Origin of the sequence: Martinezella paranaensis (assembly GCF_014200235.1) — a bacterium.
GTDB lineage: Bacteria > Pseudomonadota > Alphaproteobacteria > Rhizobiales > Rhizobiaceae > Rhizobium > Rhizobium paranaense.
This window is the reverse complement of sequence record NZ_JACHBI010000018.1, coordinates 16,996-43,772: the sequence shown is the minus strand read 5'-3', so window position 1 is coordinate 43,772 and position 26,777 is coordinate 16,996. Positions and strand designations below refer to the sequence as shown.

General features: G+C 57.7%; 27 protein-coding genes and 2 pseudogenes. 11 read left to right on the top strand and 18 right to left on the bottom strand.

Going from position 1 to position 26,777, the window contains the following annotated elements; translation table 11 throughout:
- Positions 1-200: 200 nt before the first annotated feature.
- Positions 201-1,115: a LysR family transcriptional regulator gene (locus GGD50_RS28630; protein ID WP_183940514.1), complete on the bottom strand. Its 915-nt coding sequence runs from the start codon at positions 1,113-1,115 to the stop codon at positions 201-203.
- A gap of 101 nt (positions 1,116-1,216) precedes the next feature.
- Here GGD50_RS28630 and GGD50_RS28625 point away from each other — a divergent pair, with 101 nt between their 5' ends.
- Positions 1,217-1,855 (top strand): DsbA family protein, encoded by a 639-nt coding sequence (locus GGD50_RS28625; protein WP_183940512.1) that lies wholly within the window; start codon positions 1,217-1,219, stop codon positions 1,853-1,855.
- A 25-nt stretch (positions 1,856-1,880) separates the two neighbouring features.
- Positions 1,881-2,777: an MBL fold metallo-hydrolase gene (locus tag GGD50_RS28620; protein ID WP_183940510.1), complete on the top strand. Its 897-nt coding sequence runs from the start codon at positions 1,881-1,883 to the stop codon at positions 2,775-2,777.
- 329 nt (positions 2,778-3,106) lie between these two features.
- Here GGD50_RS28620 and GGD50_RS28615 read toward each other — a convergent pair whose 3' ends face one another.
- The 3 genes from GGD50_RS28615 to GGD50_RS32605 all read right to left on the bottom strand — a co-directional run bounded on the left by GGD50_RS28615 (position 3,107) and on the right by GGD50_RS32605 (position 5,674).
- On the bottom strand, positions 3,107-4,069 hold the full coding sequence (locus GGD50_RS28615; protein ID WP_183940508.1) for an alpha/beta hydrolase family protein: 963 nt from the start codon (positions 4,067-4,069) through the stop codon (positions 3,107-3,109).
- A 22-nt stretch (positions 4,070-4,091) separates the two neighbouring features.
- Entirely contained in the window at positions 4,092-4,856 is a 765-nt protein-coding gene (locus GGD50_RS33430) for an AraC family transcriptional regulator (protein WP_331371045.1), read from the bottom strand.
- A 572-nt stretch (positions 4,857-5,428) separates the two neighbouring features.
- Complete coding sequence (locus GGD50_RS32605) at positions 5,429-5,674, bottom strand: hypothetical protein (protein WP_210318994.1); 246 nt, start codon at positions 5,672-5,674, stop codon at positions 5,429-5,431.
- Between the two features lie 77 nt (positions 5,675-5,751).
- On the opposite strand from GGD50_RS32605, the gene GGD50_RS28605 reads away from it, so the two are divergent.
- Positions 5,752-7,524 carry an adenylate/guanylate cyclase domain-containing protein gene (locus GGD50_RS28605; RefSeq protein WP_183940506.1) on the top strand — a complete coding sequence of 591 codons (1,773 nt, stop codon included), beginning with the start codon at positions 5,752-5,754 and terminating at the stop codon, positions 7,522-7,524.
- A 389-nt stretch (positions 7,525-7,913) separates the two neighbouring features.
- Here GGD50_RS28605 and GGD50_RS28600 read toward each other — a convergent pair whose 3' ends face one another.
- The 5 genes from GGD50_RS28600 to GGD50_RS33585 form a co-directional block, all read right to left on the bottom strand.
- Positions 7,914-9,344: an ArnT family glycosyltransferase gene (locus GGD50_RS28600; RefSeq protein WP_331371050.1), complete on the bottom strand. Its 1,431-nt coding sequence runs from the start codon at positions 9,342-9,344 to the stop codon at positions 7,914-7,916.
- Positions 9,345-9,393: 49 nt separating this feature from the next.
- Positions 9,394-10,416, bottom strand: a complete 1,023-nt coding sequence (locus GGD50_RS28595) for a glycosyltransferase (RefSeq protein WP_246451596.1) — start codon at positions 10,414-10,416, stop codon at positions 9,394-9,396.
- A gap of 501 nt (positions 10,417-10,917) precedes the next feature.
- A complete protein-coding gene (locus GGD50_RS28590; protein WP_183940500.1) occupies positions 10,918-11,790 on the bottom strand; it encodes an undecaprenyl-diphosphate phosphatase in 873 nt (290 codons plus the stop codon).
- Between the two features lie 255 nt (positions 11,791-12,045).
- Positions 12,046-12,729: a dual specificity protein phosphatase family protein gene (locus GGD50_RS28585; RefSeq protein ID WP_343070032.1), complete on the bottom strand. Its 684-nt coding sequence runs from the start codon at positions 12,727-12,729 to the stop codon at positions 12,046-12,048.
- Entirely contained in the window at positions 12,701-13,117 is a 417-nt protein-coding gene (locus GGD50_RS33585; protein WP_183940496.1) for a response regulator, read from the bottom strand. The genes GGD50_RS28585 and GGD50_RS33585 overlap by 29 nt, the downstream gene beginning before the upstream one ends.
- Before the next feature lie 372 nt (positions 13,118-13,489).
- Between GGD50_RS33585 and GGD50_RS28575 the strand changes: the two genes are divergently transcribed.
- The 4 genes from GGD50_RS28575 to GGD50_RS28560 all read left to right on the top strand — a co-directional run bounded on the left by GGD50_RS28575 (position 13,490) and on the right by GGD50_RS28560 (position 16,753).
- A complete protein-coding gene (locus tag GGD50_RS28575) occupies positions 13,490-14,503 on the top strand; it encodes an ABC transporter substrate-binding protein (RefSeq protein ID WP_183940494.1) in 1,014 nt (337 codons plus the stop codon).
- A gap of 297 nt (positions 14,504-14,800) precedes the next feature.
- Positions 14,801-15,118, top strand: a complete 318-nt coding sequence (locus tag GGD50_RS28570; RefSeq protein WP_183940492.1) for a hypothetical protein — start codon at positions 14,801-14,803, stop codon at positions 15,116-15,118.
- Positions 15,115-16,476 (top strand): IS701 family transposase, encoded by a 1,362-nt coding sequence (locus GGD50_RS28565; protein ID WP_183940490.1) that lies wholly within the window; start codon positions 15,115-15,117, stop codon positions 16,474-16,476. The genes GGD50_RS28570 and GGD50_RS28565 overlap by 4 nt, the downstream gene beginning before the upstream one ends.
- 49 nt (positions 16,477-16,525) lie before the next feature.
- Positions 16,526-16,753, top strand: a complete 228-nt coding sequence (locus tag GGD50_RS28560) for a hypothetical protein (RefSeq protein ID WP_183940488.1) — start codon at positions 16,526-16,528, stop codon at positions 16,751-16,753.
- Between the two features lie 945 nt (positions 16,754-17,698).
- On the opposite strand, the gene GGD50_RS28555 is transcribed toward GGD50_RS28560, so the two are convergent.
- The 3 genes from GGD50_RS28555 to GGD50_RS28545 form a co-directional block, all read right to left on the bottom strand.
- A complete protein-coding gene (locus tag GGD50_RS28555; RefSeq protein ID WP_183940486.1) occupies positions 17,699-17,962 on the bottom strand; it encodes a DUF982 domain-containing protein in 264 nt (87 codons plus the stop codon).
- A gap of 174 nt (positions 17,963-18,136) precedes the next feature.
- A complete protein-coding gene (locus tag GGD50_RS28550; RefSeq protein WP_183940484.1) occupies positions 18,137-18,388 on the bottom strand; it encodes an Sf3a2-prov protein in 252 nt (83 codons plus the stop codon).
- Positions 18,389-19,387: 999 nt separating this feature from the next.
- Positions 19,388-19,696, bottom strand: a complete 309-nt coding sequence (locus GGD50_RS28545) for a hypothetical protein (protein ID WP_183940482.1) — start codon at positions 19,694-19,696, stop codon at positions 19,388-19,390.
- Between the two features lie 1,131 nt (positions 19,697-20,827).
- Here GGD50_RS28545 and GGD50_RS28540 point away from each other — a divergent pair.
- The 4 genes and pseudogenes from GGD50_RS28540 to GGD50_RS28525 form a co-directional block, all read left to right on the top strand.
- A complete protein-coding gene (locus GGD50_RS28540) occupies positions 20,828-21,037 on the top strand; it encodes a cold-shock protein (protein WP_018902430.1) in 210 nt (69 codons plus the stop codon).
- Positions 21,038-21,162: 125 nt separating this feature from the next.
- Positions 21,163-21,384, top strand: a complete 222-nt coding sequence (locus GGD50_RS28535; protein WP_183940480.1) for a hypothetical protein — start codon at positions 21,163-21,165, stop codon at positions 21,382-21,384.
- Positions 21,385-21,772: 388 nt separating this feature from the next.
- Positions 21,773-22,048, top strand: a complete 276-nt coding sequence (locus tag GGD50_RS28530) for a hypothetical protein (protein WP_183940478.1) — start codon at positions 21,773-21,775, stop codon at positions 22,046-22,048.
- Between the two features lie 260 nt (positions 22,049-22,308).
- A pseudogene (locus tag GGD50_RS28525) lies at positions 22,309-22,743 on the top strand (IS110 family transposase); the annotation flags it as partial.
- Between the two features lie 522 nt (positions 22,744-23,265).
- Here GGD50_RS28525 and GGD50_RS28520 read toward each other — a convergent pair.
- From GGD50_RS28520 to GGD50_RS28500, 6 genes and pseudogenes are all read right to left on the bottom strand, one after another.
- Positions 23,266-23,457: pseudogene (locus tag GGD50_RS28520) on the bottom strand (IS110 family transposase); the annotation flags it as partial.
- Positions 23,458-23,800: 343 nt separating this feature from the next.
- Positions 23,801-23,929, bottom strand: coding sequence for a hypothetical protein (locus tag GGD50_RS33275; RefSeq protein WP_281397265.1), 129 nt, complete (start codon positions 23,927-23,929; stop codon positions 23,801-23,803).
- A gap of 681 nt (positions 23,930-24,610) precedes the next feature.
- On the bottom strand, positions 24,611-24,853 hold the full coding sequence (rpsU, locus tag GGD50_RS28515) for a 30S ribosomal protein S21 (RefSeq protein ID WP_183940626.1): 243 nt from the start codon (positions 24,851-24,853) through the stop codon (positions 24,611-24,613).
- 115 nt (positions 24,854-24,968) lie between these two features.
- On the bottom strand, positions 24,969-25,289 hold the full coding sequence (locus tag GGD50_RS28510; protein WP_183940625.1) for a YkgJ family cysteine cluster protein: 321 nt from the start codon (positions 25,287-25,289) through the stop codon (positions 24,969-24,971).
- A gap of 67 nt (positions 25,290-25,356) precedes the next feature.
- A complete protein-coding gene (locus GGD50_RS28505; RefSeq protein WP_183940476.1) occupies positions 25,357-25,680 on the bottom strand; it encodes a hypothetical protein in 324 nt (107 codons plus the stop codon).
- Between the two features lie 59 nt (positions 25,681-25,739).
- Positions 25,740-26,774, bottom strand: coding sequence for a fatty acid desaturase (locus GGD50_RS28500; protein ID WP_183940474.1), 1,035 nt, complete (start codon positions 26,772-26,774; stop codon positions 25,740-25,742).
- Positions 26,775-26,777 lie beyond the last annotated feature (3 nt).

Sequence of the window (26,777 nt, the reverse complement as noted above, 5' to 3'; positions counted from 1 at the left end):
CTGAAATCACTGTACATTTTTGTTTTTGCATCTGCGCGCCCGATAAGATTCGGATCGTCAGTTGATTAACATGAGAATAATGCCGTGCAAGGCAATGGTGGGAATCTCATTGCCAGTGATCGCATTTGAATCCCAGCGCCGCACACTTATTTGCACCCAAGCGACACTTTCAAAGATAAGCATATCCACGATTGCCAAGCCTACTTCAGGGCCGCTCCCCGCCGCCGTTCGGCGATCTGCAGCATCTCGATGAACCGCCTTACCTTGGCGGGGCGAAAACGCGCGATCGGCAGCACCGCATGAATCCCGCCGGCCGGCAGCGTCCACTCGGGAACCAATCGCTGCAGGTGCCCGGCCGCGATGTCGTCATCGACCATGTAGTCCGGAAATACTGAAACGCCAATGCCCGCCTTCACACAGGCATAGGCTGGCGGTGTCTTGTCCGTCCGCACAGCAGAGCGCATCTCAACGATCTCGGATTGACGGCCTTCCCGAGAAAATACCCAACGCAAGGGCTGGCGTAGGACCGCGTTCTCGACCCAGGGCAGCGCCGACACGTCGGACGGCTCCATAACTCTGGGAAAGCTTGCAGCCAGCTTCGGTGTCGCCACAAGATACTGCTGGAAAGTGCCCAGGCGCCGGGCTTTGTTGCTCATATCAGTCAGCCAGCCGACCCTGATCGCCAGATCCAGTTGGCCATTGGCGAGATCAATGACGCTGTCATCGAATATGAGATCGACGCGCATTTGCGGGAAGCGCTCGCGGTAGGACGCGACCACGGAAGCAACGACTGCAGCGCCGTAGTCCAATGGTGCCGTCAGCGTCAGCGTGCCGGCGGGTTCGCTGGCGTGAAGGGACATTTCTCCATAGGCGGCTTCCGCCTCTCGCAGGATGATCACACAGCGGTCGTAGAAGACCCGGCCCTCTTCCGTCGCATGCAGCCGCCGTGTCGTCCGCATCAGCAGTGAAACGCCGAGTTCCTCCTCCAATCGCGCCACCTGATGGCTGACCACGGCCTTGGCGACACCAAGTCGCTCGCCGGCGGCGGTGAACGACCCGGTCTCCACGACGGAGGTGAAGAAAACCAGCCTGTTGAGATTGAGGAGCTCACTCATGTCATTGTCTGATTAGTTCATACAGTCTGTACGATTGACCGATATTTTTCTACCCGGCAAGAGCTGAGATGATCTGGCCCAATAAACAGAGGACAGGATCCATGCAGGAATTATCAGCCACTTATCTCTTCGACCCCTTATGCGGCTGGTGCTATGGCGCAAGCCCGATGATCGAGCGTCTGCGTTTAGCGGGCGTCAACGCCCGCCTTCTCCCGACGGGTCTGTTTTCAGGAGCCGGCGCGCGTGAGATGGATGCGTCGTTCGCGGCCTATGCCTGGTCGAACGATCAACGCATCGAACGCTTGAGCGGCCAGCCATTCTCCGAGGACTATCGCTCAAAGGTCTTGAACAAGACCGGCACCCTGTTCGATTCCGGCGCCGCCACGCTCGCCATTACGGCGGCTGGCCTTGCGGATCATCGCAAGCGCTTCGATGCGCTGCGCCTCATCCAGCATGCCCGATATGTGACGGGACTGGATATCACCAGCGTTGCTGTCCTCGCCGATCTGCTCTCTGCCGCAGGACTCGGCGAGGCCGCCCGCCTCCTGACCGAAGAATCGACCGCGTTGCTCGAAGCCAATCGGCAACTTGTCGCGGAGGGACAGAATCTATTCCGCCGCCATGGTTCGAACGGAGTTCCGGCCCTGGTGATCGAAAGAAACGGCCATCAGCGCCTTCTGGACGCGAGTGCCCTCTTCAGCAGCTATGACAACCTCATGGCGCATCTCAAAGCCGCATAATCCCACAAACGACAAAGGAACCCGCATGTTTACCAGACGCGATGCATTGAAACTTTCCTTGGCCGCCGGCGCCGTCTCGATTGTGCCCCTCGTCGCCTCCCGGGCGGCAAGCTCGAAGCTCAAGTGGCAATATTTCCAGGCACCCGAGACAGGATTTCGCCGCACGCCAGTGCTGCTTACCGGCAAGAAGGAGGCAATCCTCATCGATGGCGGCTTTACTCTGTCGGACGGACGCGCCGTCGCGGACGCCATCAAGTCGACGGGCAAGCATCTGAGCACCATTTATGTGAGCTGCAACGATCCCGACTATTATTTCAGTCTCCGGCCGATCGCCGAATCCTTCCCCGATGCCAAAGTCATCGCCAAGCCTGTCACGGTTGCAGCCATCCATGCCAACGTCGAAGGCAAGCTCGCCACCTGGGGACCGCAACTGAAGGAAAACGGTCCGCAAAAGCTGGCTGACGTCGTCATTCCGGCAGCGTCGGATCTGAAGGCACTCGAACTCGACGGCGAGAAGATTGAGATCGTCGAAGTTCCAGACATGCACGATCGCCGTTACCTGTGGGTCCCGTCGCTCAAGGCCGTCTTCGGCGGCGTGTTGGTTTCTTCGGGCATTCACGTCTGGGTCGCCGACGAAGCCACGCCCGAAAAGCGGCAGGCCTGGATCAAGGCGCTCGATGACCTGGCGACTCGCAAGCCGAAGATCGTGATCCCCGCCCATCAGACCGAAGGCGCGCCGCAGGGTCTCGACGCCGTCAAGTTCACGCGCGACTATCTCGTCGCCTTTCATGAAGAAGAAGTGAAGGCCAAGGACAGCGCTGCTCTGATCGCCGCAATGACCAAGCGATATCCCGATCTCGCCGACATCGGCTCCCTCGAACTCGGTGCCAAGGTTGCAAAGGCTGAGATGAAGTGGGGGTAAGCTGAATCGCGTGGTGCGAGGGTCATCCCTTTAAGGGGCGACAATCCGTCAAGGCGGTCGGGCAACGTCGCCCGATCGTCTTGATTTGACTGTCACGGCCTACCTAATCGACCGTGAAGAACGCCATTTTCGTTGTGGCGGGCAGGATTATCTGTCGCCACATTGAACGGCGATCGTTTCAGGATGATTTTACGTGGCAGCCGACAAGCTTCCATGAAGCGGCTTTTGCTGTTGAACGGCCTCGAACCCGCCGCGGGCGCCATGGCCCTAAAAAGCGCCTGTATTCAGCCGGAATGATCGATCTCCGTAAGAAAATTCGACCATGTAGCTCAGCCGTGCAGGTAGCGCTTAAAAAATGTACTGATCTGGCTGTTGAATTCTTGATGGAAGGCGGCCCGGTCAAAACTCCTGCCGTCTGTACAAATGGCCGGCTCGCTCGCGGTAAGTGCTTTTGAACATGGCGCAAGAAAAGCAAAGTGGGCAGCTTCCGGAACACTGTGGTAATCCGGTTTAGTCGGCAGGTTGGCGGCTAGCGCTGCGACGTTCTGCGGTAAGACGCCATCTCCACCATATTCGGATGCCCAAAGCTGGATAGGCCTCTCGACAGCCTGCAGACTCTGCTTTGTCGGGAAGAAGCTGAGCGGATCTGCCAAAGCGAAGACCTTGATGCGCTTGTCCTCGGTCAATGGTTGGGTAGGCAACTCGTTGCGCCGGATTTCTCCGCAAATTGGCGCTGGCTCCGGGCATGGCACACTTGGGTCGCGAAAGTCCGGCGTCGCTCCGGCCAAGACAAGGCCGGTGTAACCACCTCTTGAAAAGCCAAAGAAACCTATCTTGTGAGGATCGATTTTGCTGCCGTAAGACGATTTCGCAAGCACGAAATCGATCAACCGCCGGATGTCGGTCGGCCGCTCGACCATTGCCGATATATCGCCCGATTGGCGGAGATCGGCGTAGTTGTCGCCCGGATGATTAAGGGCCACGACGATGAATCCGGCGTCGGCGAGCGTTTCCGCCGTGTCGTGGTGGCCCAGCGCGCTGCCGGCATGGCCATGAGAGATGACGATAAGGGGTAGGCTGCTGCCTTCGATCGGACATCCTTTAACCCCGGTAACGACCACCGGCCCGAACGAAATTGACGACGCTTCGACGCGACAGGGTGTCCACACGAATGCCTGTAGCGCGGGTCCGCGCTCATCTGCCGGGACGGTCATCGTTGCCAGTCCGGCTGAATGAGCAGAGCATGACATAATAGCCAGCCACACCGTGGTGAAAAAAGCCTTCGCGCGCATCCACGCCTCCAGAGTTAGCTTCTTATGAAATCGGATCGATTACAGGGATCAGCAGATCGGTGATAAGATTCTGATCTGGGACAGTTCCCGGATGATTGCGGTAGATTTCGATTACGGGTCGATGGTCAGGTTCGAGACCACTTTGGGGCAACCATCCGCCGAACAAGGTTTGCAAGGTCGAAGAAATCAAGGTGTACTGGCCAATGAGGCGATAGGAAGCGTAGCACCCACCCGACAGCTCGCATCGATCAAGATCGTTCGGCGCCTCCTGGCTCTCCGTGAGATGGATACCCGCGAAATATCGGAAGCCGTTCGATTGCTCCGGGTCTCCAAAGGATGCACCAAAACGGCGGTAATCAGACCAGACGTATCCTCGCTTCTCAGCCCAATTGCGCAGCCGCCGAAAGGTATGGGGGATCGTTGCGCTGGGACCGTCGTGCCATATGCCGTAGATGACTATCGCAGATGCTGTCATCAGCGCCACCGGCGGCAAGGTCCCAACAATGGCCTGCTGCGCTTGGAAGCCCGTTGGCGATAGACCTGTGAACTCTCGAAAGGCTCGCGCAAAGCTTTGCGGGCTTTCGTATCCAGCTTCCAGCGCCGTAAGGATGACCGGGGAAGACGTCCCCGCCAACTTGTGAGACGCCTGCGCAAGCCGCATCCGGCGAACGGTCGCCGCAACGCTCTCGCCCGTAACCGCGCGGTAAATGCGGTGGAAGTGGAACGGCGAGAAATGTGCGACATCCGCGAGTCGTTCGACAGAATGATCTGCGCCAGGGTCTTCCACTATCGCGGAGATAACCCTGCTGATCCGACGACGATAATCGAGTTCTGTGCTGCCTTCATGGGCGCCTGCCTAGCACGCCTCGCCCTTTTAGGCAGCGCAGCGCTTGCGCAATCTCAATGATCCGTTTTTGTACAAAAGACATATGCGGACCGGACCCCGTTCCCAATTACCCACCTCGCTCGCAAGAAAGTCCGACCTCAAGAAAGCAATAGCGCCAGGATACTACTGAGAAATCTGTCGGTCGCGAACCGAGCGAACCGAGCGGACCGGGCGTTTATCGCCAACAACGCGGTCGATTCTCTCTTGCCGGGCAGCCGTTGGGCCGCCTCCGGTGGCCCGATGGAAACCGGAGCCCCATTTCGAGGCGTCGATTCTCCAACCTTGTTCACGGACGCCGCGCTGAACGGCACGACTTTCGGTAGTCAGGCAGGCGGCAAGACCGACCGCGGAAGTTTTGGAAGCGCTATGAAGAGCGTTGCATCTACCCCAACCGTTGACTCGATTTAAACCCGTAAGGGCCAATTGACAGCGACCAATATCCGTCACGTTCGCGAAGATAAAAATGCTTGCCATCAATTAAACCGGTCGTCAGGCTGGCTACCGGTTGGCCGTTCCATCAATATACCCGGCATCAAAGGGCCGAGTTCGATCGGAACCACAACATCGGGTCCCGACGGCACAACATAATAGGTGTCGGGGGCACTTTTGGAAGCCGTGATCTGAACAGCATCCGGCTTCCAGCGCCAGAGATTGGAAATTTCCGGGGCTACAACGTCGGCAGCGTGCACACGAGCCTTGGCCAACCTGATCTCAACCAAGATCGCTCTGAGCAATGGCTCAAAGTTCTTTCTTGCCCTCTGTCTCCCTGGTATCGTGGAAGTGAGGAGACGGCGCCATGAGCGAGAACCGAAAGTTGGCTGCAATCCTGGCCGCGGACGTGGTTGGGTACAGTCGGCTTGCCGGTGCCGACGAGGACCGCACCCTGGCGAGGTTGCGAGCACTGCGCAGCGATCTTATCGATCCGACGATCGCCGTACACCATGGCCGGGTGGTGAAGCGGACCGGCGATGGTGCGCTGGTCGAGTTCCGCAGCGTGGTGGACGCCGTGCGCTGCGCCATCGAGGTGCAGAACGGTATGGTGGAGCGTAATGACGGCGTGCCGCAGGACCGTCGCATCGAGTTCCGGATCGGTATCCATTTGGGCGACGTCGTCGAGGAAAGCGACGGCGATCTGATGGGTGACGGCGTCAACATCGCCTCGCGATTGGAGGGCGTTGCCGCGGCGGGCGCGATCTGCCTGTCCGAGGATGCCTATCGCCAAGTCAAGGCGAGGCTCGACCTCTCGGTCAGCGACCTCGGCCGGACGCAGCTCAAGAACATCGCCGAGCCGATCCGGGTCTATTCGCTGCAAGTCGGCAGCGCCGGGACCAAGGCAGCCGCGACCTCGGAAACCGCGACGAGCCAACCGGCGACGACAGCGTCGCCGAAGCTGTCGATCGCCGTCCTGCCCTTCGCCAACATGAGCGGTGACGCCGAACAGGACTACTTTGCCGACGGCATCTCGGAAGACATCATCACGGCGCTATCGAAGCTGTCGCAGCTCTTCGTCATCGCCCGCAATTCGTCGTTCACTTTCAAGGGCAAGAACGTCCATGTGCAGGAGGTGGGGACGAAGCTCGGCGTGCGGCATGTACTTGAGGGCAGCGTACGCAAATCGGGGAACAGGGTACGCATCACCGCGCAGCTCATCGACGCGACCACCGGCGGGCATCTATGGGCGGAGCGGTTCGATCGCGATCTGACCGACATATTCGCGGTTCAGGACGATGTCACGCAGCAGATCGTCGACGCGCTGGCGGTCAACCTGACAGAGGGCGATCGGCAAAGACTGGCGCCGGGGCAGACCCGGCATCCCGAGGCGTACGACTGCTTCTTGCGTGGCCGGGAGCTGTGGCACCGGCTGACGAAGCAAACGAACAGCGACGCCCGCGATCTTTTGCAACGCGCGGTCGAATTGGACCCGAACTTCGCCTCGGCACACGCCTTCCTCGCCCTTACCCATGGGCTCGACTACCTGAACCAGTGGAGCGACTCGCCGCAGCGCTCGTTCGAGCAAGCGCAAGACGCTGCAACTTTAGCGGTAGCGCGGGATGATAGCGATCCCGTGGCGCACTGGGCGCTGAGCGTGGTCAACCTTTACTCGCGACAGCACGATGGAGCGATCAGCGAGGCCGAGCGTGCGATAATGCTCAATCCGAACTTCGCCGAAGGGCAGGTCAGCCTCGGCGAGGCCCTTCTCTATTCAGGCAGATCTGAGGAGGCACTCGCCTATTTCGATCGGGCGAGGGTCCTGAACCCGTACTTTCCGGATGTCGTTCTCCACTTTCAGGCCTGGGCCTTGTTTCAACTGGGGAGGTACGACGAGGCCGTCGAACTCTTGCTGCAGCGCGTGAGTCGCAACCCCGTCACCGATGTCTCGCGTGCGCTTTTGGCCGCCTGTTACGGGCACCTCGGCCGTTTCGAAGAGGCTCGCGCGACCTGGCAAGAGGTGCTGCGCGTCAATCCCGGCTACTCTTTGGAATACCGTCGCAAAGTCTTACCCTTCAAGAACCCCGCCGATTTCGAACTCGTCATGGAGGGACTGCGCAAGGCCGGTGTCGTACAGTGATTAAAGTCCGATCTTGAACCTGTTGCGCATAGGATGAGTAATAACCAGTGCCGGCGCAACCACGACCTCCAGCGTGATCGCCAACGGATTTCACGAAGCTGCGAAGCCGCCCTCTACGGCAGACCGCAGTCGGCGCTTCGCAGACAAAGAAGGTCGCATCGACGAATGTCAGCTCGGCGCCCTCTTTTTCCGTTTACTGCCAGCTTCGCTGATCCTAAAGAGGGTCGCTCGGCGACCAGCGGGATAGTTGACCAGCAGCGATATGTGATGCTGGACAGATGACCATAGCGCATTAGTCGAGCCGTTCACGCCTCCCACGTGGAAAAAGGCAACGGATTACGACCAATCGCTGCCAGCCGATTTCGATGGCCTCAATCGGGGCCACCCAGTCAAAGGGCGCATCCCTTGCTCAAGATGTCCGGCGGCGCTTGTTTGATCTTCAGGATCGCGTAGCGCTCCAGCACGCGCTTGCCCGCCCGACGCGCCACTTCGCCGACGGGTTCCATCTGTGGCAGGCAGCTTCTGAGCCGTTCGAGTATATCACTGGCCGCTGGAACGACCAGGAGGCCCGGTGTTTCAACGAGTTTCGGATCGATAGTTTCGAAGGAATAGCGTTTCCGGCTGGCAATCTCCTGCACATGCTGCGGATCATCGGTATTGAAGGCAAGCTCGCCCGTCACGCCATAGTCAATCGTTCCGATCCAATTTGCATCGTGAAGCAGCTTGTACTGTGCGATATCCGCCGACAATTCATTCCAGCCCATGAGCTTGTCCGCCGGTGATGGAAAAGGCGCTTGCTGTCCGAGTGGCGAGGCGAAGTAGAAGAAGAAAACAGCGATCAGGCCGATACCGGCGGGTGCGGCCCATCTCATCATGCGGTTCAGGTGGTGCGAATCTGCGGAATGCTGCGCGGCCTCAGCTGCCATGATAGCCATCGCTGGGTAGACCGGGGCCAGCCAGTTGCCCTGAACGCGGCTATGGAGCGAATGAAGCGACATATAGATGAGCAGGGGTGCCGATAGCACAAGCAGAAATGCGGCAGGTGAGAAATCGGCTTCGCGCCGCCGTTTCCAGACTGTCCTGACGGCGATCGCGGCGAAGATGACAATAGCCGGATTGGCAAGCCCGAATTGCCCGGCCAGGAACTCCAGCGGATGCCAGGAGGGCGGCTGCCCATTGTCGATGCGGCCGAACTGTTTGGCAAACGACACCCAGTGGTGTTCGAAATTCCAGATGATGGTGGGCGAGAAGACTGCAAGAGCGATCACGCCTCCAATGAACATGTAGGGGCCATAAAGGCGTTTGCGCGCTTCGGAATCCAGGATCATCCAGAGAAGGATGCCGAGGCCGAGAAACAGATTGGTGTATTTGGACAGACAACCGAGACCGGCCAGCACACCGACGAGCAACCATATGCGCCTGTCTCCGCTGCGGCGCAGCCACGCCAAGGCCCAGATCGTCAGTGTCCAGAAGAGCGTAGATGGTGCGTCAGGCGTGGCGAGCAGCGCGGCAAAACCGATGAGCGGCATCGCATTGACCCACACCCCTGCTCTCATGGCGAGCCGGCGATCGCGATAGAGCTCCCATGACGTGACAAAGGTCGCCCCCGAAACGACTAGCACGGACAAGATGGGAAATAGACGGACGCCGAGGGAGTTGTCGCCCAGAAGCCGTGTCGAGAGCCAAATCCACCAGGCGATCATCGGCGCATGGTCGTAATAGCCAGCCGACGGCACCCGGGACCAAAGCCAATAGTAGGCTTCGTCAGGATGGAGGCCGATCTGCGCGAGTATGATCAGCCTGTAGAACGTCAAAGCCACCAATAACAAGATGGCAACTTTCCACGGGTTGATTGATTGTGCTTCGGATTCAGTGCGCACGCCAGGTAATCGCCGAGTTGGTGACATAATTCCACAGTGCGCCGACCAGCGCGCCGGCGATGCCGTCAAGCCACCATTGCGGCGAATCCTGATAAAGGGCTGCCGACACGCCAACACCGGCGATAACCCCGACACTGCAGAGACTTGCAAACAGGATCAGTCCAGTCACGAACCGCCAACCGCGCCGCCGGCGATCACGATAAGTCAGCGCGTTGTTTAACGTGAAATTAAACAACATTGCGCCGAGCATCGCGCCTGTTTGGGCGACGACAAACGAAAGCTCCTGCCTCAGGAGGAGATAGAGAACGGTGAGGTGTACAATGACACCACAGAAGCCGACGAGCCCGAACAAAAGAAAACGAGCCGAAATCAGATCGCCGGATGCCTTAGCCACTACCAGCCCCAGGTATTCCGTGACGACCGATGCATCGAGCTTGCTCTCTCCGTGGAGGCGCGGCGGGAATGTGAACGGCACTTCCTCGGTCCGGATTGCTGCTGGCGACGAGGCGACGATATCCAAGAGGATCTTGAAGCCATGCTGGGAGAGCCGCGGCGCCACCCGTTCCACAATTTCGCGCCTGGTCATGAAAAAGCCGCTCATCGGGTCCGTAAGCACTACGCCAAGTAGTATCTGCGCCAAACGGATCGCTAATCGGCTTCCCAGATGGCGGATTCGGGATAGACCGCCATTCGCGCCGCCGCCGTCGTCAAAACGTGTCGCAACGACAAGATCGGCTTCTCCGCTCTTCAAGATCGCGAGCATTTCCGCGAGCCGTCTTTCGTCATGCTGCAGATCGGCATCCATGACTGCAACAATCGGAGCCGAACTCGACAAGATACCCTCCATGCAGGCGCCCGCCAAACCGCGCCGCCCGATACGCCGGATACCGCAGATGCGGTGATCGCGAAGCGCAAGCCTACGGATAAAGTCGATAGTTCCGTCCTTGGAGTCGTCATCGACGAAAACGACCTCCCAGCTTATCCCCGCCAGAGCTTGTCGCAGACGGTCCATCAGAGTGCCAATGTTGCCGGCTTCGTTAAGCGTCGGGATGATGACGGCAAGCTCGGGAGATGGCTGGATTGCTCGTTCCTGTTCGCAACTCGCCGACAATGGTTCATCCCTTTCCCTCAAACCACAGGGGACATCGGCTCGGTCTATTTGAAAGCGAGCGCTATCCATGGCTGATGAGGGTCTCAGTGCCCGGAAGAATTTGAAGGTTGTCGCAGAACGCAAGCGCCTGGAAGGCGAACAATCGAGGATGCATGGTAATTCCAATCGAGGCCGCGCGCACTATTTGCCTGGTTCTTTGCGCGGTCTTGTTTGGAAACTTACAATTCCGTAAAGCGACCTGGATAGCGCGGTACATCATGCGCTTCTCGCTACGGATCTCGCCATGACACTCTACGCCGCGGTTAACCCATCGACCCGAAAACCGGCGCAGGTTTTCGGGTCGATGGACAGATTCAAGACGTTGGCGTGTCCCTTCAGCATCCCATTCGAACGCACGGCGCTTTAGCTCCAGCCGGCGTAGAATACGCCTGCCAGGATGATGATGCCCAAGCCGCCGCGATAGATCACGAATGGCCAGGTGGAGAAGCGCTCCAGAAAGCGCATGAGGCCCCAGATCGTCACGAAGGCGGAGATGCTTCCGACGATCAACCCGACGGCGAGGATCGACCAGCCTTCGAGCGACAGATGCGCACGGTAGAGCTCGAACAACTCCTTCAAGCCCGCCAGGGTGATGGCCGGAATGCCGAGCAGGAAGGAGAACCGGGCCGCCTCGTCTCGCTTGAAGCCGAGAAACAGGGCAGCGGTCAGCGTCGATCCCGACCGCGAAACACCGGGGACAAGTGCCCCGACCTGCGCCAAGCCTACGATCAAGGCGTCGAGGACGCTCATCTTATTCATGTCCCGTCGGTGTCTGCTGTAGAGCTCGGCCAGTGCAAGGAGGCCAGCCATCACGATGCAGGAGACGCCGATGACCCATAGGCTGCGCAGGGGCGAGCCACAAGCGTTCAGGGACGAGGACAACAACAGGCCTCCGATCACGATAGGCACTGTTGCAAGGACGATGCCCAAGGCGAGCCGTAAGGCCGGCGAAGACCAATGTCCCTTCCTTACCGCGGCGATCGATTCAAACGCCACGTATCGGACGTCGCTCCAAAAGTAGGATACGATGGCGGCCAGAGCAGCCAGTTGCATCGCCGCAGAGAACGCCGATCCCGGGTCCTGCCAGCCAAGAAGCGCCGGAACGAGCCGCATATGGGCGGTCGATGATATGGGTAGTAGCTCGGTCAATCCCTGAACGACTCCCAAGGCCGCCGTTCGCGTATATCCAAGGGCAACAAAGCCCGTATCCAAGCCTTGCGTGCAAATGTCAGCCACGTCTCTGCACCTCCGTTTCTACCGGCATCGCTGCGCCAATCTGTTTGATTGTCGGCGCCAATTGCCTGTGCTTGCAGATCAAGCTGAAATGTACCTTAAGAAATGAAGGCCCCGTCGAGACCGGCCTCGATATATTCCGGCAGTTGGCGCCGACCCTGCGATGTCAGCCCATACTTGATGCTCAGGCGAGCCGCCGGTTGGCGAGCCTCGTATATTCTAGCTTGAAGGCGGAGTTCGCCGCTTCAGCCAGGCGCATCAGTCATACTGATCGAAATGCTTCTCCAAATTCTGCAGGCTTTCGTCCATTGAGAATGCGCCTGACAGATAGGGAATTCCGATATGGCCATAGACGATGGAAAGCTGGCGTGCGGCCGTTTCCTGGTCGATACCAGCGATCTCCCGGCTGTAGATTACGGCAACCAGACCGGTTCTGTCGGCTCCCGATTGACAATGTATGAGGATAGGCTTTGGCGCCGAACGCAGAATGCTGACCAGTTGATCGGCCCTATCCGGCGTCAATATTTTCGATGCAGACATCTTAAAGTCGATATGCTCGATGCCCAGACGTCGCGCTGTCTCGATTTCGTGAGCGTACCAAGCTCGTTTTTTGTTCTCGCCGCGCAAATTGATGATCGTGCGGATGCCGTTGTCGCGCACGTACGTTTCGAGCGCCGACGATGAGAGCGGGGCGGAGCGATAGAGCTCTCCGGGGATTACCACGTGAAAATTGTCACTTAGCTGCAGCGCAGCGAGGTAAGTGCCGATCACCAGGACTGGCAGGGCAAGCATTGTCGCCAAAGCGCCTGCGATTTTCGCCCCGCGTGATCGTGTCCAGAGCCACCTTTCCTTTGCCGCTTTTCCTTTCCCCTTCTGTGGGGCATCAGCATCTATCGACCGCACTGGACAAGGGCTAATCGTATCTCCTGATCGGTCTGGCACAGCACTCACCCCGGTAAGTGGTTGGAAGTCCGGAGCACATTTTGGTACGAGCACTCAGCGTGCCAAGGCTGAACGGCTTGACAAGACAATCAGCCGCGCCGAGCTGAAGACTTCTTTGCCTGTCGGTAACTTGATCATCTGCTGAGATGACGATCGCGGGCGTAGCGGGCAATCGCGCCGACAAATGCGCGAGCAGCTCTAAGCCGCAGCCGTCAGGTAGACCAGGATCGAGTAGGATCAAGGAATAACATGCAGCATCATCGGCGCGCTTCGCCGCTTGTAGGTCGACGACCCAATCGACATCCCAGCCGTCGGCCGCACCGAGGCCAGTCGTTTGTACGGTGCCACACGCATTTGCTTCCAGACCGTCTATCGCCGCATAAGACACTCGCCACTCATGGCAGGCTTACACATGCCTCGCTGAGGTCTTACGCATTTGTAAGGTCATGGTCAGGGGGTGAGCGCTCATGCACCATCTAGGTGAAGATGACGCCTGGTAAAATCGACCGGTGCTCAGTTGTCGCACTAACCGCCGCCACCCCGTCCGTGATTGGCAACGTCCTTCAACATGGAGCGGCACCCAATCGTGTTGATATGCCGGCTTTGCTTCCCATCCCATCCAGCATGCTCAAAACGGCATTTTGGTGCTCTGTCGTACTGAAAGCTAATTGAAAGCTTCGGCCAGTTACGGTCACCTGCGGATATCGTAGAGGACGCCGTGAGGAGCGCGGCAGGCGATATCCCTCAGGAGGAGTCTATAATGTTTTCACCCCGCGTTTCTATCTATTCTGCGGCCCTTTCGCTTGTTGTCGCCACCGGCACACTCGGCGTCACCGCAGCTCATGCTGCCGACAAGATTTCCATCATGGTGGGCGGCTATGAAAAACAGATCTATCTGCCGGCAAAGCTGGCGGAATCCCTCGGCTACTTCAAAGACGAAGGTCTGAATATCGAGCTTCTGAACGAGCCTGCAGGCGTCGATGCGGAAAACGAAATGCTTGCCGGCGCCGTTCAGGGTGTCGTCGGTTTCTACGATCACTGCATCGACCTGCAGGGAAAGGGTAAATTCGTCGAATCCGTCGTGCAGTTCAGCCAGGCGCCCGGCGAAGTGGAACTGGTGTCGGCCAAGCATCCCGAAATCAAGTCGCCTGCCGATTTCAAGGGCAAGAACCTCGGCGTGACCGGCCTCGGCTCCTCCACGAATTTCCTGACGCAATATCTGGCGGTGAAAAACGGCTTGAAGCTTGGTGACTTCACCTCCGTTCCGGTCGGCGCCGGCCAGACCTTCATCGCCGCCATGCAGCAGGACGCCATCCAGGCCGGCATGACCACCGAGCCGACGGTCTCGCGCCTCCTGAAGACCGGCGAGGCCAAGGTCCTCATCGACATGCGCACGATGGACGGAACAAGGGCCGCTCTGGGCGGAACCTATCCTGCCGCGTCTCTTTATATGCAGGAGTCGTGGGTTAAGGATCACAAGGAGGAGACGCAGAAGCTTGCGAACGCTTTCGTCAAGACGCTGCATTTCATCAACACCCATTCCGCTGCCGAGATCGCCGACAAGATGCCGAAAGACTTTTATGTCGGCGACAAGGAAGGCTACGTGAAGGCGCTCGAAAACGGCAAAGCGATGTTCACCGCCGATGGCGTAATGCCGGAAGATGGGCCGAAGACCGTGCTTGCCGTGCTCTCCGAGTTCTCCAAGAATGTTCAGGGCAAGTCGATCGATCTGTCGAAGACCTATACGACGGAGTTCGTCAAAAAGGCCATGTAACATTCTCAAGCTACCCGTTTCCCAGTCGGCAGCGGGTAGTCCTCTCACAACTAGGCATAAAAGAGAGCTGCCTCGGGAAATTTGAACAGCGGGGATAAGTAGAATTTCTGCCTGAGTTCGGGTTAGGTGCCAGGAACAGGAGAGCATGACGAGACGGCCGCGGCTGGAATCTCGGCCAGGGTGTACCTGATTGAAATCACCACCCTTGTCGGATCACGCGTGCGTACCACATTACGATTGTCGCTTGGTTCTTGCTCGATCCCCGGTGGCAAATCCTAGTCCCAATTGAATCCGGCGATGAAGCAATCCGTCATCAAGAAAACGAATAAGGCACTCCGGACGCGTATCGTCGCCGGAATCGGCGGCCTTCTGGCTGGTGCGCTATCGCTCGGACTATCGATCTATGAAACCCGCACGGACCCGGAGGTTAAGCGTGTAACGGCCGGCGCCGCCGTCGATAGCGGTCAGTGGAAAGTCACACTCAATTCCGCCCGTCTCGCTGCCCAAACACCGGATGGGCTACGCCTCTCCGACGGGAAGAAAGCGTTGACCGTGGATCTGACGGAGGAAGTGAATCAGACTTTGCGGATTATGTCGAGGGGCTTGTCGATGTGATCGGCCATGCCGATCGCGCCGAGCCGCTGAAGGATTACTGCCTCGGCCTCATGCTACCGGTGGAGCGCAAGAGTGTCGAGCCTCTGGCTGCGGTAACTGCGCCGGCGCGGGTGTCGTCCAAACATCAGTCGTTATCGCATTTCGTCGGCCAGGCGCCGTGGTCGGACGAGGCGCTCCTGCGGCGGGTTGGCGATTTGGTGCTGCCACTGATCGAGCGACATGGGCCGATTGAAGCGTGGATCGTCGACGACACCGGCTTTCCCAAGAAGGGTAAGCATTCGGTCGGGGTCGCGCGGCAATATTGCGGTCAGCTCGGCAAGCAGGACAACTGCCAGGTCGCGGTTAGCCTTTCGGTCGCCAACGTCGCAGCGAGCTTGCCAATTGCCTACCGGCTGTATCTGCCCGAGATTTGGGCCGGCGATGCCGAGCGGCGGCGCAAGGCGAAGATCCCTGACAGCGTCGCATTCCAGACCAAGCCGGCAATCGCACTCGATCAGATCCGCGCCGCCCAAGCGGCCGGAGTCGCATCCGGCGTGGTGTTGGCCGACGCCGGCTATTGCGCCGACGGCGCATTCCGCGCCGGCCTGTCGGCACTCGGTCTCGACTATGTCGTGGGTGTGCAACCGACACTCAGTGTCTGGCGACCCGGCGAGGGACCATTGCCACCCAAACCTTGGCGCGGAAAGGGGCGACCAACTTCGCTGATGCGTCGCAACCGCGAGCACAGCCCGGTATCGGCCAAGGCGTTGGCGCAGGAACTGCCGCAAGATGCCTGGCAGACGATTGGCTGGCGGGAAGGAACCAACAGTGATCTCAGTTCCCGCTTCGCCGCCGTGCAGGTGAGGCCCGCGTCCAGGGATTACAATTTGACCGAGCCCCGCGCCGAGGAATGGCTGCTGATCGAATGGCCGGAGGGCGATGCTGAACCGCTCAAATACTGGCTCTCCACGCTTGCCGCCGACATTTCGCTCGCAAAGCTCGTCAGCACCGCCAAACTGCGCTGGCGCATCGAACGCGACTATCAGGAACTCAAGCAGGAACTCGGGCTCGGCCACTATGAGGGACGCGGCTGGCGCGGCTTCCATCACCATGCAAGCCTCTGCATCGCCGCTTACGGATTCCTCATCTCCCAAAGGGAGACGATTCCCCCCTCAGCACCGACCGAAACCAAAAACCGCCCGCAGCCTGGCCTTCCCGAAAGTTGCCGACCCCGTGGAGCCCCCGATCCGACCCGAGCGACACGTGCCGAATTCGATCGCCACTATCCGGAGACACTTGACCGTCGCACTCAGTCGCAGCCTGCAGCGATGTCCATGCTGCTCCCGGATGAAGGATCGATAAAATCAACAAACTTGTGACGCAGTAAGACTACCGAAAGGCGTTCTGAACCAGCACGGGAGAGTGACGATGGCAAATGTCGAATTGATCAAAGTTGAGGAGCGGCTTGGTGGCGAGCTTCTATTTAATGTTCGCGTGACCGCGACCGCCGGCAAGATGGAATTGCCGATCGCAATCAAGGACCAAGGATCTGTCGCTTCAAATGAAACGATGGTTCTTCAATCCGCGCTTGGTTTTGCTAAAGAACTAGACGGTTCGATCCGACGTCGTCTTGGAGTGGAGCAACAGGGTCTTTAGCGACGCGCCCACCGCATGCCAATCATGCCCCGAATAGAAGGAAAAGCCCTCGGCCGTCGCTCGACGCTGAGCGACAAACAAAATCAGGATGTGGGCTACGATCTCGCGACGGGACGAGTACAGCGGCGAATGCGATGAACTTCAGGACGAGCCCGCAGGCCATCATGCGGGTTCGCGACGAGAGTTCACAATCCATTTGACTGTATGTGTGATTTTGCTGCTGTTGTCCCGACCCCTCTACGGGAGATTTGAAGTGAAATCATTGCTTGATGCTTTGGCTCTGCTAGCTTCCACGAGGCATGCCGCGCTAGCTGCAGATGCAGCTCTGGCTTTCGCAAGAGGTGATTACCGCAAAAAAGCTCTGGGAGCATCGAGCCCGAGAAAGATGATCCGGAAGCCGAAAATAGTCTCGGGCAGTTGTCTATGACGATATGAGCGATAGCGGGTGCAGCGTCCATGAGCCTGACGACAACGCGGCAGTACTATGGTTGCGAAAAGCAGCAGCTCAGAATGAGCAATCCATTCGAATCAATCGTGCGTCCGCAGACTATTCCTTCAGGACGTGGTATGTAGAGAGGATCGATGAGCGCAAGACCATCTCGGCCGTTGCCATCCTTCAAGATGACGCGATGGGAAACCAGACCAGACGATATGCCGTACGCCAGGAAGTAGATTCTTCATGGGCGGTCTATGATGTATTCACTGGCATGTCGGCTAAGCCGTCCACTTGGAAACTGGAGGGTTTGCCAGAACAGGAAGCGCGCGTCTTCTGTGCTATCCTGAACGAAAAAGACGCTGCTCGCCGTGTTATCAACGATCGGAGATGAAGCCGCTTACTTCTTGCAGCAGAAGCCTACAGCTTTTAAAGACAGCCTTATGTAAATCTCTTTCCCGCGGTGGCTCGAACCCTTTGTCCCGATTACTTCCAGGGATGGCGCAGGCAGTCTAGTCGGCATCGATCCGAGCATCGTCGCATGCGAAAAGAAAATATTGGCGGGCAACGCTCGGTGCGGAGCGATATCGAAGGGCAGTCACGCAGGAAAAAACGGCGTCCCAGTAGAGTTGACCGGTGCGCTGGTCGAAATCCTTCTTCAGATATCGAAGAGCTTCTCTGGGACCGCTTATGGCTCTGGTACAAAGGCCGCCCTCATGGATGAGGACGGGCTTTTCCCAGGTAAGCGAGAAGCCAATCTTGATCACAGAGTTCATTGATTTCCTCCGACATCGCAGAAACTTCTGCGATGATTGCCAGTACGGCAAGCGGATAAGTCAGTGTGGGACACTCAAGAGTCTGCGATTTTTCAAGTTTAATTCTTCCGCGAGCGTCGGCAACCGCTCCACCGAGCTAGCGTACACAACCATTAAATGCGTTGGACTACCGTCTCACCGCTGTACCTTTTGCCCATCGAGATAGCCGTGTTCGAAGGCTTTCGCGAGTTTGCTTCCTTCTGGATAAGGATTTTCTTCACATTCGGTCTCACGCATGCCAGCATGGCCTCCCCGCTCGTAGGCTTCTCTGGCTGCCCCATCGGAGACTTTCAAATTCACAGGTTTGGTCACTCTTTCTTTCATCGGATCAGAAAGCTTTGGTGCCATACCGAATCTGGGTAGCTCGGCGAGATGCTCGGTTTGCATAGCGATTTCCTCTTTGCTTTGTAAGGCGATGCCAGAAATGTCTCGGGGCCCCTGTGCGGCCGCCACAAAAGCCCGCCTTATCAGAGCCACGCTGCCGCCGAAGCGTCGCCATTCGGTAGAGGCAAAAGGAGAGCGCCGCTGGCAAGCGACTCTCGCTCTCCATTTAAGGCTATTTGATGCGCGGAACGTGCTGCTTTATCGTTGGCGATCCGGGCCGGTCGCTGAAGACCGCGCGGTCGGATCGGCCAGATATCGCCGTCATCTCACCCCCCGTTGTTTCGGGCCCCGCGTACCATATGGATAATGGTGTAGTCCGATCGAAACGAGCGATCATCGCAAGCGCCGCGCGTCGGTGCCTGCTTGTGAACCACAAGGGTTTGAATCAAACCCTCTGTTCTCGCCATAGTCGACGAATTCCAAGTCATCATCACCGACCAGGAACCGCCGGACGACGCCCGGGTGGCTTTAGAGAGAGCCAAAGTGCCGCTTCGACACGCTATCGCGCGCCGTAGCAGAGCACGGCGTCGCAAGCGAACCTCCACGTGCGACGAGCAGTCCGGCGCGCTTGCCCGATAGGGGCAGGTCCGCGACCTCGCGACAATAACGATTTCGAACCGTTCGCTCGCGAGAGCAGAACGCAAATCTCATCGCCAATGTGGGTGACGCGTTCGAGGATGAAGCCTGATGGGCCACATCAGAGAGGCGAAACCTGGTGCTCATCGTACTAATTCCTTTCTAAAAATCAGCACCGCAGCATCGCTACAACTGCATCAAAACTGCCAAACTTGCGTATTGATTGACAGGACACCATTCCCGACGCCTTCCAAAAGGCGGCGACATCGTCTCGGAATCAGGCGGCGGATTGCGTCCGAATTTCCAATCAACGCTACGCAGGAGCAGCCGCCGCGCCGTCGAGGCGGCCCATCCTCTTGCAGAAGATTTCATGCAAACCCTCTACGATGGCTCAAACACCGCCCGGAGCCGGGACAGGGTATCAGGCTAGCCAGTGCGGTCTGTTCTACGAGACCACGGGAACGAATTCACCGTTTTCGGCGCCGCAGGCGAACGTTCGCTTGTTGCTTTCTCTTCAGCAGAAACAGCGTCGCGCAATTCCTCGCGAAGAGCGTGGCCTTGGGGGTGATCGCCGAAGAGCTCCAGAAAACTGGACACCGGCCATCTTGTCTCAGTACCGCCGGAGGCGGCGCTGGCGCGGTGGATCACAAATTGCTCGTCCGCAGTCTCATTATGTAGGAGAAACCATTTGTCGCCGTTTGCGCTTGCTGCAAACTGTTTCGGTGCCTCTGGCATTCCAGCCTCCTCTTTTTCCCCGACTGACTGAGGTTCCATTTATGCCTTCGGGCTGCGCCAGCAGCAAGTGGCCCCGGCTTAGATAGCCTCACCAATGCTGCTTCTCACCCGCCACCTGCTTCGGTGGCCGATTTGCCGAGGAGCCTCCTGCCGCGTGGTCGCCGGAGTGCCGCAGGCGCCTCCCGGAACGTCCAGCGCACCGCGTTAGCCATTCGGCTTCTCACTTACGTCGAACACCGCCAACTACTTTAAGCTGCCTGCGATCAGCATATCGCTCGGGGTTGATGATCAGCTTGGTCCGATTGACCTGCAAATCGTCGGTCCGGCTGGCGCAGACGTCAGCGTTCTTGACTTCGCCAAACGAGTGCAGGAGCACTGTAGGCCAAACCCTTCAGGTCCATGGCGACCGCCTGATCCAGGCCACAGCGCCAAAGTCGGAAACGCCTGTCACCGATAGTCGACGTACGTTGAAACTCGCTCGATGATTAAAACCATAGGCATTGGTCAGAACCAATGTGTCCCTGTCGCGCGTTCCGATGGACAGCATCTTCCAGTGCCGGTCCCGTGTTCCAAGTAGCGCAGCAATGATCGACGATGTCGCCGTAGGATATGAAAACGCGGTCCGGCAGCCAGTTGTCGCGCAGGATTCAGTTTCGGGGGATCGCGGCGGCAGGCTAATCCAGCGATGCCTCATTCTCGCAAAAGCTTGCCTAATACTGCCAACCTCTTGACCTCTTGACCTCTTCAGGCGGATTTTGCATCAGAAAGATTTGTCGGTGTCGGTGATCGTTGGCCGATATGCCGATGAACCCGCGAAGGGATAGCTCGACCGCCGAGGCGCGAAGGCGGTTTTTTGGCCGCTCACCTTGGTTGAACGCTACCACTTTTTTGGCAGACGGAATCTTTTGTTGGATACAACCATAAAGAGATGCGTGATCGGCGGGAAAACTAATCGTTGACGGGGCGGATCAAACCCCCTATAAGCGTATTATCGATTTTGCTTGCTGAGCTTTGGTTGCCGCGTGATTAGCACCGCGCCCTGAACGAACCTTTTCTTTCAAATTCGCTATGACCTTCCGCACCGCCGATCGGCGTTGTGGTCCCTCACTCTATGCTTTGAAAGGGTTCATCATGACCACTGGCACAGTAAAATGGTTTAATTCCACCAAGGGCTTCGGCTTCATCCAACCTGACAATGGCGGCGCTGACGCCTTTGTTCACATCTCGGCTGTCGAGCGCGCCGGAATGCGCGAGCTGGTCGAAGGCCAGAAGATCGGTTTCGAGCTCGAGCGCGACATGAAGTCGGGCAAGATGTCGGCCTGCAATCTGCAGTCCGCTTAATCGGTATCTGCTTCCCTTTGACCACGGATGTACTGGCACTGCCGGAAGCACGCTATCAGTTGGGGCCAGGCAGTTCGCCTGGCCTTTTCTGTTTCATCTCGCCCGTCGAACCCATTAGGAATTCAATGACAGAGACATATAGTAAATCTCGCCAGCAGGCGGAGATCGCCTTCGGCAGTCTCCAGACGGAGTTTTTCGCCAAGAACAATGCGATGGAAGAGCTCGAATCCGTCGCCCAGGCCCGGAACGCCAAGACCCTGAGGCTGCGAGCGGCACGTCTTGCCAGGGAACTGGCTGAACGAACGTCTGCAACGTCAGACGTCCTCGCCAAACGCAAACTGCGCTGATCCGTGTGGCAACACCCTCGTCAGGATAAAACTTTGAAGAACGCCAGAAACAATGAACTCGCTGACGGTGGCGCCGCAGCCTCGGACGCGGACGCGGACGCTAGATTGTTCTCCTCCAACGCCTACCATGCGGCAAAGACTGCGGTCGACCCAGCTAACGTGGCAAGGCAGGCAGATCGCATTGCCATTGCCTCGCGAGCTCCTGAAGATAATCGAGGAATGGGAGCGCCTAAGAGGGGGGCGTGAGGGCTGAACGCGAACGGCGTTACGCCACCGTAAGGCAAGCCTAGGCTTTCGGCGTCGCCTCAATCACGAAATCGACGACACTGGACAAGCCGGCAGCATGGCGAGGTCATGCTGAGGTGCACTCGTACCATAGGGAGCCTCCATGGCAGAGGATATGAAAGAGCTCCAGGCGATCAATACTGCCTGGCAAATCGCAATTCAGGAAATCCTGCGCATCATTATCCGTGATATGTATCATGCCGGCGGCGAGATGGCGTTCAAGACGCATATCAAACGCATCGAAGAAGCGGCTGTCGGCAGCATTTACACCGACCTGAAGCTTCGAGGCACTGACGAATGGACGGAAGTGCTTGTTAAGGAACGAGCGAGTAACTTCGTGACCACTCTGCTGACATCATTTACGTATGACCGAGCCTGACGCGGGAGGCAAAGGTGGGGCAACCTAGCGAGAGCGTCTGATAGTCAGTCAGTCAGCGATCAGGCTTGGCCGCCCCGGAAATGAGTGCAGGCCTTTAGCGTATGAGGCCTTGAGTGTCGGTTTTGCGTGCCGGGACAAACAGGCGATCGACCATTTTTCGCGCAATGGCGAAGTTTATGGAATGGCCCGCCCTTTCACCCAGCATCGAGTAGGATGCTGATATCGGGAAAGAGAAAGGAACCAGCGAATGTCTATTCGCTATCCTCGGTTTTGATCTGGGCAAGAACTCTTGCAGCATAGTTGGCGTCGATGCGGCCGGTGCGGTGGTCGTTCGTCGAACAATGCGCCGACAGACGCTGATCGACTGTGTGACGAAGCTTCCGGCGTGTGTGGTCGCAATGGAAGCATGCCGCGGTGCGCATCATCTGGGACGCCTGTTTATGGTGCAAGGCCACCAGATCCGGTTGATGTCGCCGGAATACGTTCGCCCATATATCAAAGCGCAGAAGAATGATGACCGCGATGCCGAGGGGGGATCGCCGAGGCCGCCTCACGACCGACAATGCGCTTCGTCGAACTCAAGAGCCAGGAGCAGTTAGACATCCAGACGTTGCATCGGGTGCGTTCGCGCCTCGTAGCCGAACGAACGAACCTACTCAACCAGTTGCGGGCGATCCTGCTGGAACGGGGGGTGATCTTCCCGGCGGGCCGGCGAAGATTCGAGCTTGATTTGGATTGTATGCTCTCCGAAGGCAATGAGACCCACATGGGCACACTCAGTGTCAAGTTGATTATTGCATCCCGGCATTCCTTTAAAAAATCGGGTCGCGTCCCGTGGGACAGTTTAAATCTACGGTAGCTAAGCCGCTCGCTTGCGCGCCCCCAATCGCGCCGAAGCGAGCGAGCGGCTTAGCGGGCGGTCATGGGGAGACACGCGCGGGAACAGTAGACTGCGCGCATCTCCCAAATTTGGTTCCGAGTTCGGGCTCAATACTGCGTGACACGGCTTGTTTCGCCAAGCCTGATCAAACTCACATCCGGCGGCCGACGATTGCCGGCTGTACCAATTTCCCGCTTGCGGCGGACTGAGCCCGGGAGGACGAGACCATTCTTTATAACGGCATTTCAGCCATGCCTCATACCGGTTCGTCACCCGGATCCGCCGGGGTTCATGAGGGGCCCCGGTAGATTTCAGAAAGATTGAAGTCGTGTCGATGCTATGCGGTTTTCACTTTGGCGCCCTCGATCACGACCCCGGAGTTCACGTATTTCCAAAGCGCCACCAGCAGCTTGCGTGCCAGCGCGACAATGGCCGTTTTCTTCATGCGCCCGCCATTACGCTCCACGCGTGCCTTGAACCATTTCGTCAGCGCCGAATCCGGCTGATGCCGCAACCACAGCCAGGATAGACCCTCCTTACTTGGGGAGCTGGTTTGCCTTGGCATAAACGGGATGTGCCCTCTGCGAGATCGGGAAATCGTCCTCTCAGGTCGCGATCCGGCCTATCGAAATCGATACTCACCTTCCCTGAGGCAGTTGCGGCCAGATCGGCCGCAAACTCTTCTTCACACTTACGCATTGTTCAGTGCGCGGTTTGGGATCGTGTAGGCCGTTCCCTCTCGATTCTTAGAGCTTTGAGAAGCGCGGCCGTTTCAAGCCTGCCGGCAACGTCGCCAGTTGTGATCTTGCGGAAGACGGTATCGGTCTTCTCCCGGATCGGGCACCTGAAGCGCTTTGCACGTTTGGACATAGTCACAGCCAAGGGCGAACGGACGGAAGGCCGACGATGAGAATAGCGGCCACGCCAGCGATCAAAACAGACGTCTCGATCATTAAACACGTCAAACGGCGCGCAGCATTGGAAAAAATAACGTTTTTCATTTTCTCACCTTGTTGTAATTATTTTCTAGAGAAGGCGAACCATAGCACGGAATATTGGAAAATTATAATAAATTATCAAAATTATTAATTTAGCTTTCACTTATGTTTTCAGCAGGCGGCCCCATCCTCTTCTTGATTTGTCGTTCTTGCGTATCCCTTTCCACGCCTCGAGTGCTTTTGGCGGAGAGCCAAGCCCTGGGCGTGTCATGCGGCTCGCAGAAGTCGGAAGCAGACGCATGTAGAACAGCGCAAGCAATGGATCATAGTAGATTTCATTCGAGGGAGGCGCCCATCCATCGTCACACGAGGGATGGAGACGACCTGCGGTGCCATGCACATAGGTGCGCTGGCTGTAGCTTAAAAGCCGGCAGCTCGCGCTCATGGTTGCTACGCTTTGGGACCTCTTGCCGAACCCGGTTTGGAGCGGCTCGTCTTTTTTGGGCTCTCCACCACAGCTTGAGCCAAACGAAGTGCACGAAGTCTCTCCGTCTTTTTAGCCCTGATCGCAGCCTCTGCATCGAGGATCTCGCGTGCGTTGGCGTCGGTCTGCGCCAATTTCGTTTCGGCGGTGGTTATGGCCGATTTGAAAAACGGTCTTTTGTCGCAGTCATGTAGTACCTCTGAGATGATAGATCCTATCGAGCGCGGCGTATGGGCAGAAAGCGAGCAAGGACGGTACGCTCACCGCGCCCTTGCGATTGCCTTCTTTTTTGGCGCAGGCAGAAGGCCCTCTCGCTGCGCCTGCTTGCGGGCGAGCTTGCGGCTCCGGCGGATCGCATCGGCTTTCTCCCTCGCGCGTTTCTCCGAGGGCTTTTCATAAGCGCTGCGGGCCTTCATTTCTCGAAAGAGACCTTCGCGCTGCATTTTCTTTTTCAAAACGCGAAGCGCCTGATCGACGTTATTATCTCTTACATCTACTCGCAAGATTGCTCCTTTGCTTGGCGTTTTTTGATTTCGATTGCATTTGAATTGAGCCACTTAGAGTGCTTTGCCTGTGTGAGAGAACGCACTTCTCGCATAGGACCTAATTTAGGCTTTGCTATTTCGTTTTGAGGGCATGATCTGCCCTGAGTAGGAACGCGTCACGCGCGATCATACAGGCATGGTCGCCCGGCATGCAGGCCCGGCAAACGTCGGGCCGAACATCATAGACGAGACAGTATGCCCGCGAGCCGACACGGCCCGAAAGCGCAGAGCAGCGTGAGCCCTCACACCGCATCCCTCGTTGATCTTTGGCGACGAAGTGGGCTGGAACCAACTCGAGAGCAGCATCGCTTTCAGTGGTGAACCTGGGCCAATCAGATGAATACGCGCAGCAAGCGCCGCATGTCTGACAGTCAATGTCGGGTGTTGAGGTCATAGGATTCATTAAATAAACACTCCCAACGTCGACCGACAGAGAATGGCTCTGCCGTCTGCTTCCAGTGTCACTTGTGTTTCAGAAGCCACATCTTGCCTGCCATCGTTATGGCATGGACCGGTTCTGAGGAACCAATATCGGGCTCAAGGCTTCGTAGAAGCCCGTAGTCTCGCAGTTGCTCCAGGGTTGTCGTCGTTACGAACTTCACCTTAATCGGGCGCTCCTTGAAGCGGTCAGATCTTGCATAGGTGACAGTGGCATTGAGATGCGTCCACCTCTTCGCATCCTGAGGATAAAGGTCGCCATCGCTTGCGAGCTTCAGGGCCCTGATCTCGGTCGGGGTGAGTGTGATGTTCAAAGGGATTGCGTTCGTGGTAGTCTTCGCGCTCATATTCAAATTTCGATCCTAAACACGGGTGAGTTTGTAGCGACGCTCCTTGTTGAACGTCATTAATGCGTTTCTGCCTGCGCAGCATCGCAGAAGGAAACGAGCCTGCCGCTCTTTTCGTCCCAGAGAACGAGCCGGACGCACCGGAGGCTTTGCCACAGCGTGATGCGGCCGATATCGACCAGTTCCGGATGGTTGCGCAAAACTTCCGGCAGCCGGTAGTAAGGAATCCGGCTTGCAAGATGGTGTATGTGATGGAGGCCGATATTGCCCGTCAGCCATCGGAGCACCGGCGGCAGATCGTAGTGCGATGCACCGTGGAGGGCGGCTTCAGGAAATTTCCATTCTCCGGTCCGAGACCAATGGGTTTCTTCGAACTGATGCTGGACATAGAAGAGCCAAACACCCGCCGCCCCCGCGAGAAGCACGACCGGCAGATGGACCATCACAAAGGGTACCGGTCCAATAAGCAAAACCATCATGATGGTCAGGATCGCGATCGCCAAATTGGTGGCCATCGTGGAAATCCACGGCAACGCGCCCGAGTTCATCATCCCGAAAGGCAAACGCTGCTTGAAGAGAAAGAGCCAGGCCGGCCCAATGCCGAACATGACCAATGGATGGCGATACAAACGGTAGGCAAGACGCCCTGACCAGGAGAGGGAGTTATATTCGGAAATCGTGAGCGTGGAAATGTCGCCCACGCCTCGCTGGTCGAGATTGCCGGCCGAGGCATGATGGGCCGCGTGCGCGCGTCGCCAGTAATCATAGGGTGTCAGGGTCAGGACGCCGAGCGTACGCCCTATCCAGGTATCGACCCCCCGCCGCGCGAAGAACGATCCGTGTCCGCAGTCATGCTGGATCATGAAGAGCCTGAGCAGGAAACCAGCAGCCGGCAAAATCAGGACAAGTCCCGGCCAGAAACCCTGAACGATGGAGATATAGGCCCCACTCCAGAAGAGCGCGAATGGTACGATCGTAATGATCAACTCGAACACGCTGCGCCCCACGTGAGGCCGCCTGTATGTCGCGAGAATTTTCAGCCAGGCACCGGCATCGTCGAAGCGCGCTTCAGTCGCATGGGTACGAACATTCATGGA

Coding starts and splice junctions, on each gene's coding strand:
- GGD50_RS28630 (WP_183940514.1), bottom strand. CDS start 1,115: ATGAGTGAGCTCCTCAATCTCAACAGGCTGGTTTTCTTCACCTCCGTC.
- GGD50_RS28625 (WP_183940512.1), top strand. CDS start 1,217: ATGCAGGAATTATCAGCCACTTATCTCTTCGACCCCTTATGCGGCTGG.
- GGD50_RS28620 (WP_183940510.1), top strand. CDS start 1,881: ATGTTTACCAGACGCGATGCATTGAAACTTTCCTTGGCCGCCGGCGCC.
- GGD50_RS28615 (WP_183940508.1), bottom strand. CDS start 4,069: ATGCGCGCGAAGGCTTTTTTCACCACGGTGTGGCTGGCTATTATGTCA.
- GGD50_RS28605 (WP_183940506.1), top strand. CDS start 5,752: ATGAGCGAGAACCGAAAGTTGGCTGCAATCCTGGCCGCGGACGTGGTT.
- GGD50_RS28595 (WP_246451596.1), bottom strand. CDS start 10,416: ATGGACCGTCTGCGACAAGCTCTGGCGGGGATAAGCTGGGAGGTCGTT.
- GGD50_RS28575 (WP_183940494.1), top strand. CDS start 13,490: ATGTTTTCACCCCGCGTTTCTATCTATTCTGCGGCCCTTTCGCTTGTT.
- GGD50_RS28570 (WP_183940492.1), top strand. CDS start 14,801: ATGAAGCAATCCGTCATCAAGAAAACGAATAAGGCACTCCGGACGCGT.
- GGD50_RS28560 (WP_183940488.1), top strand. CDS start 16,526: ATGGCAAATGTCGAATTGATCAAAGTTGAGGAGCGGCTTGGTGGCGAG.
- GGD50_RS28555 (WP_183940486.1), bottom strand. CDS start 17,962: ATGAACTCTGTGATCAAGATTGGCTTCTCGCTTACCTGGGAAAAGCCC.
- GGD50_RS28550 (WP_183940484.1), bottom strand. CDS start 18,388: ATGCAAACCGAGCATCTCGCCGAGCTACCCAGATTCGGTATGGCACCA.
- GGD50_RS28545 (WP_183940482.1), bottom strand. CDS start 19,696: ATGCCAGAGGCACCGAAACAGTTTGCAGCAAGCGCAAACGGCGACAAA.
- GGD50_RS28540 (WP_018902430.1), top strand. CDS start 20,828: ATGACCACTGGCACAGTAAAATGGTTTAATTCCACCAAGGGCTTCGGC.
- GGD50_RS28535 (WP_183940480.1), top strand. CDS start 21,163: ATGACAGAGACATATAGTAAATCTCGCCAGCAGGCGGAGATCGCCTTC.
- GGD50_RS28530 (WP_183940478.1), top strand. CDS start 21,773: ATGGCAGAGGATATGAAAGAGCTCCAGGCGATCAATACTGCCTGGCAA.
- GGD50_RS33275 (WP_281397265.1), bottom strand. CDS start 23,929: ATGAAAAACGTTATTTTTTCCAATGCTGCGCGCCGTTTGACGTGTTTA.
- GGD50_RS28510 (WP_183940625.1), bottom strand. CDS start 25,289: ATGACCTCAACACCCGACATTGACTGTCAGACATGCGGCGCTTGCTGC.
- GGD50_RS28505 (WP_183940476.1), bottom strand. CDS start 25,680: ATGAGCGCGAAGACTACCACGAACGCAATCCCTTTGAACATCACACTC.
- GGD50_RS28500 (WP_183940474.1), bottom strand. CDS start 26,774: ATGAATGTTCGTACCCATGCGACTGAAGCGCGCTTCGACGATGCCGGT.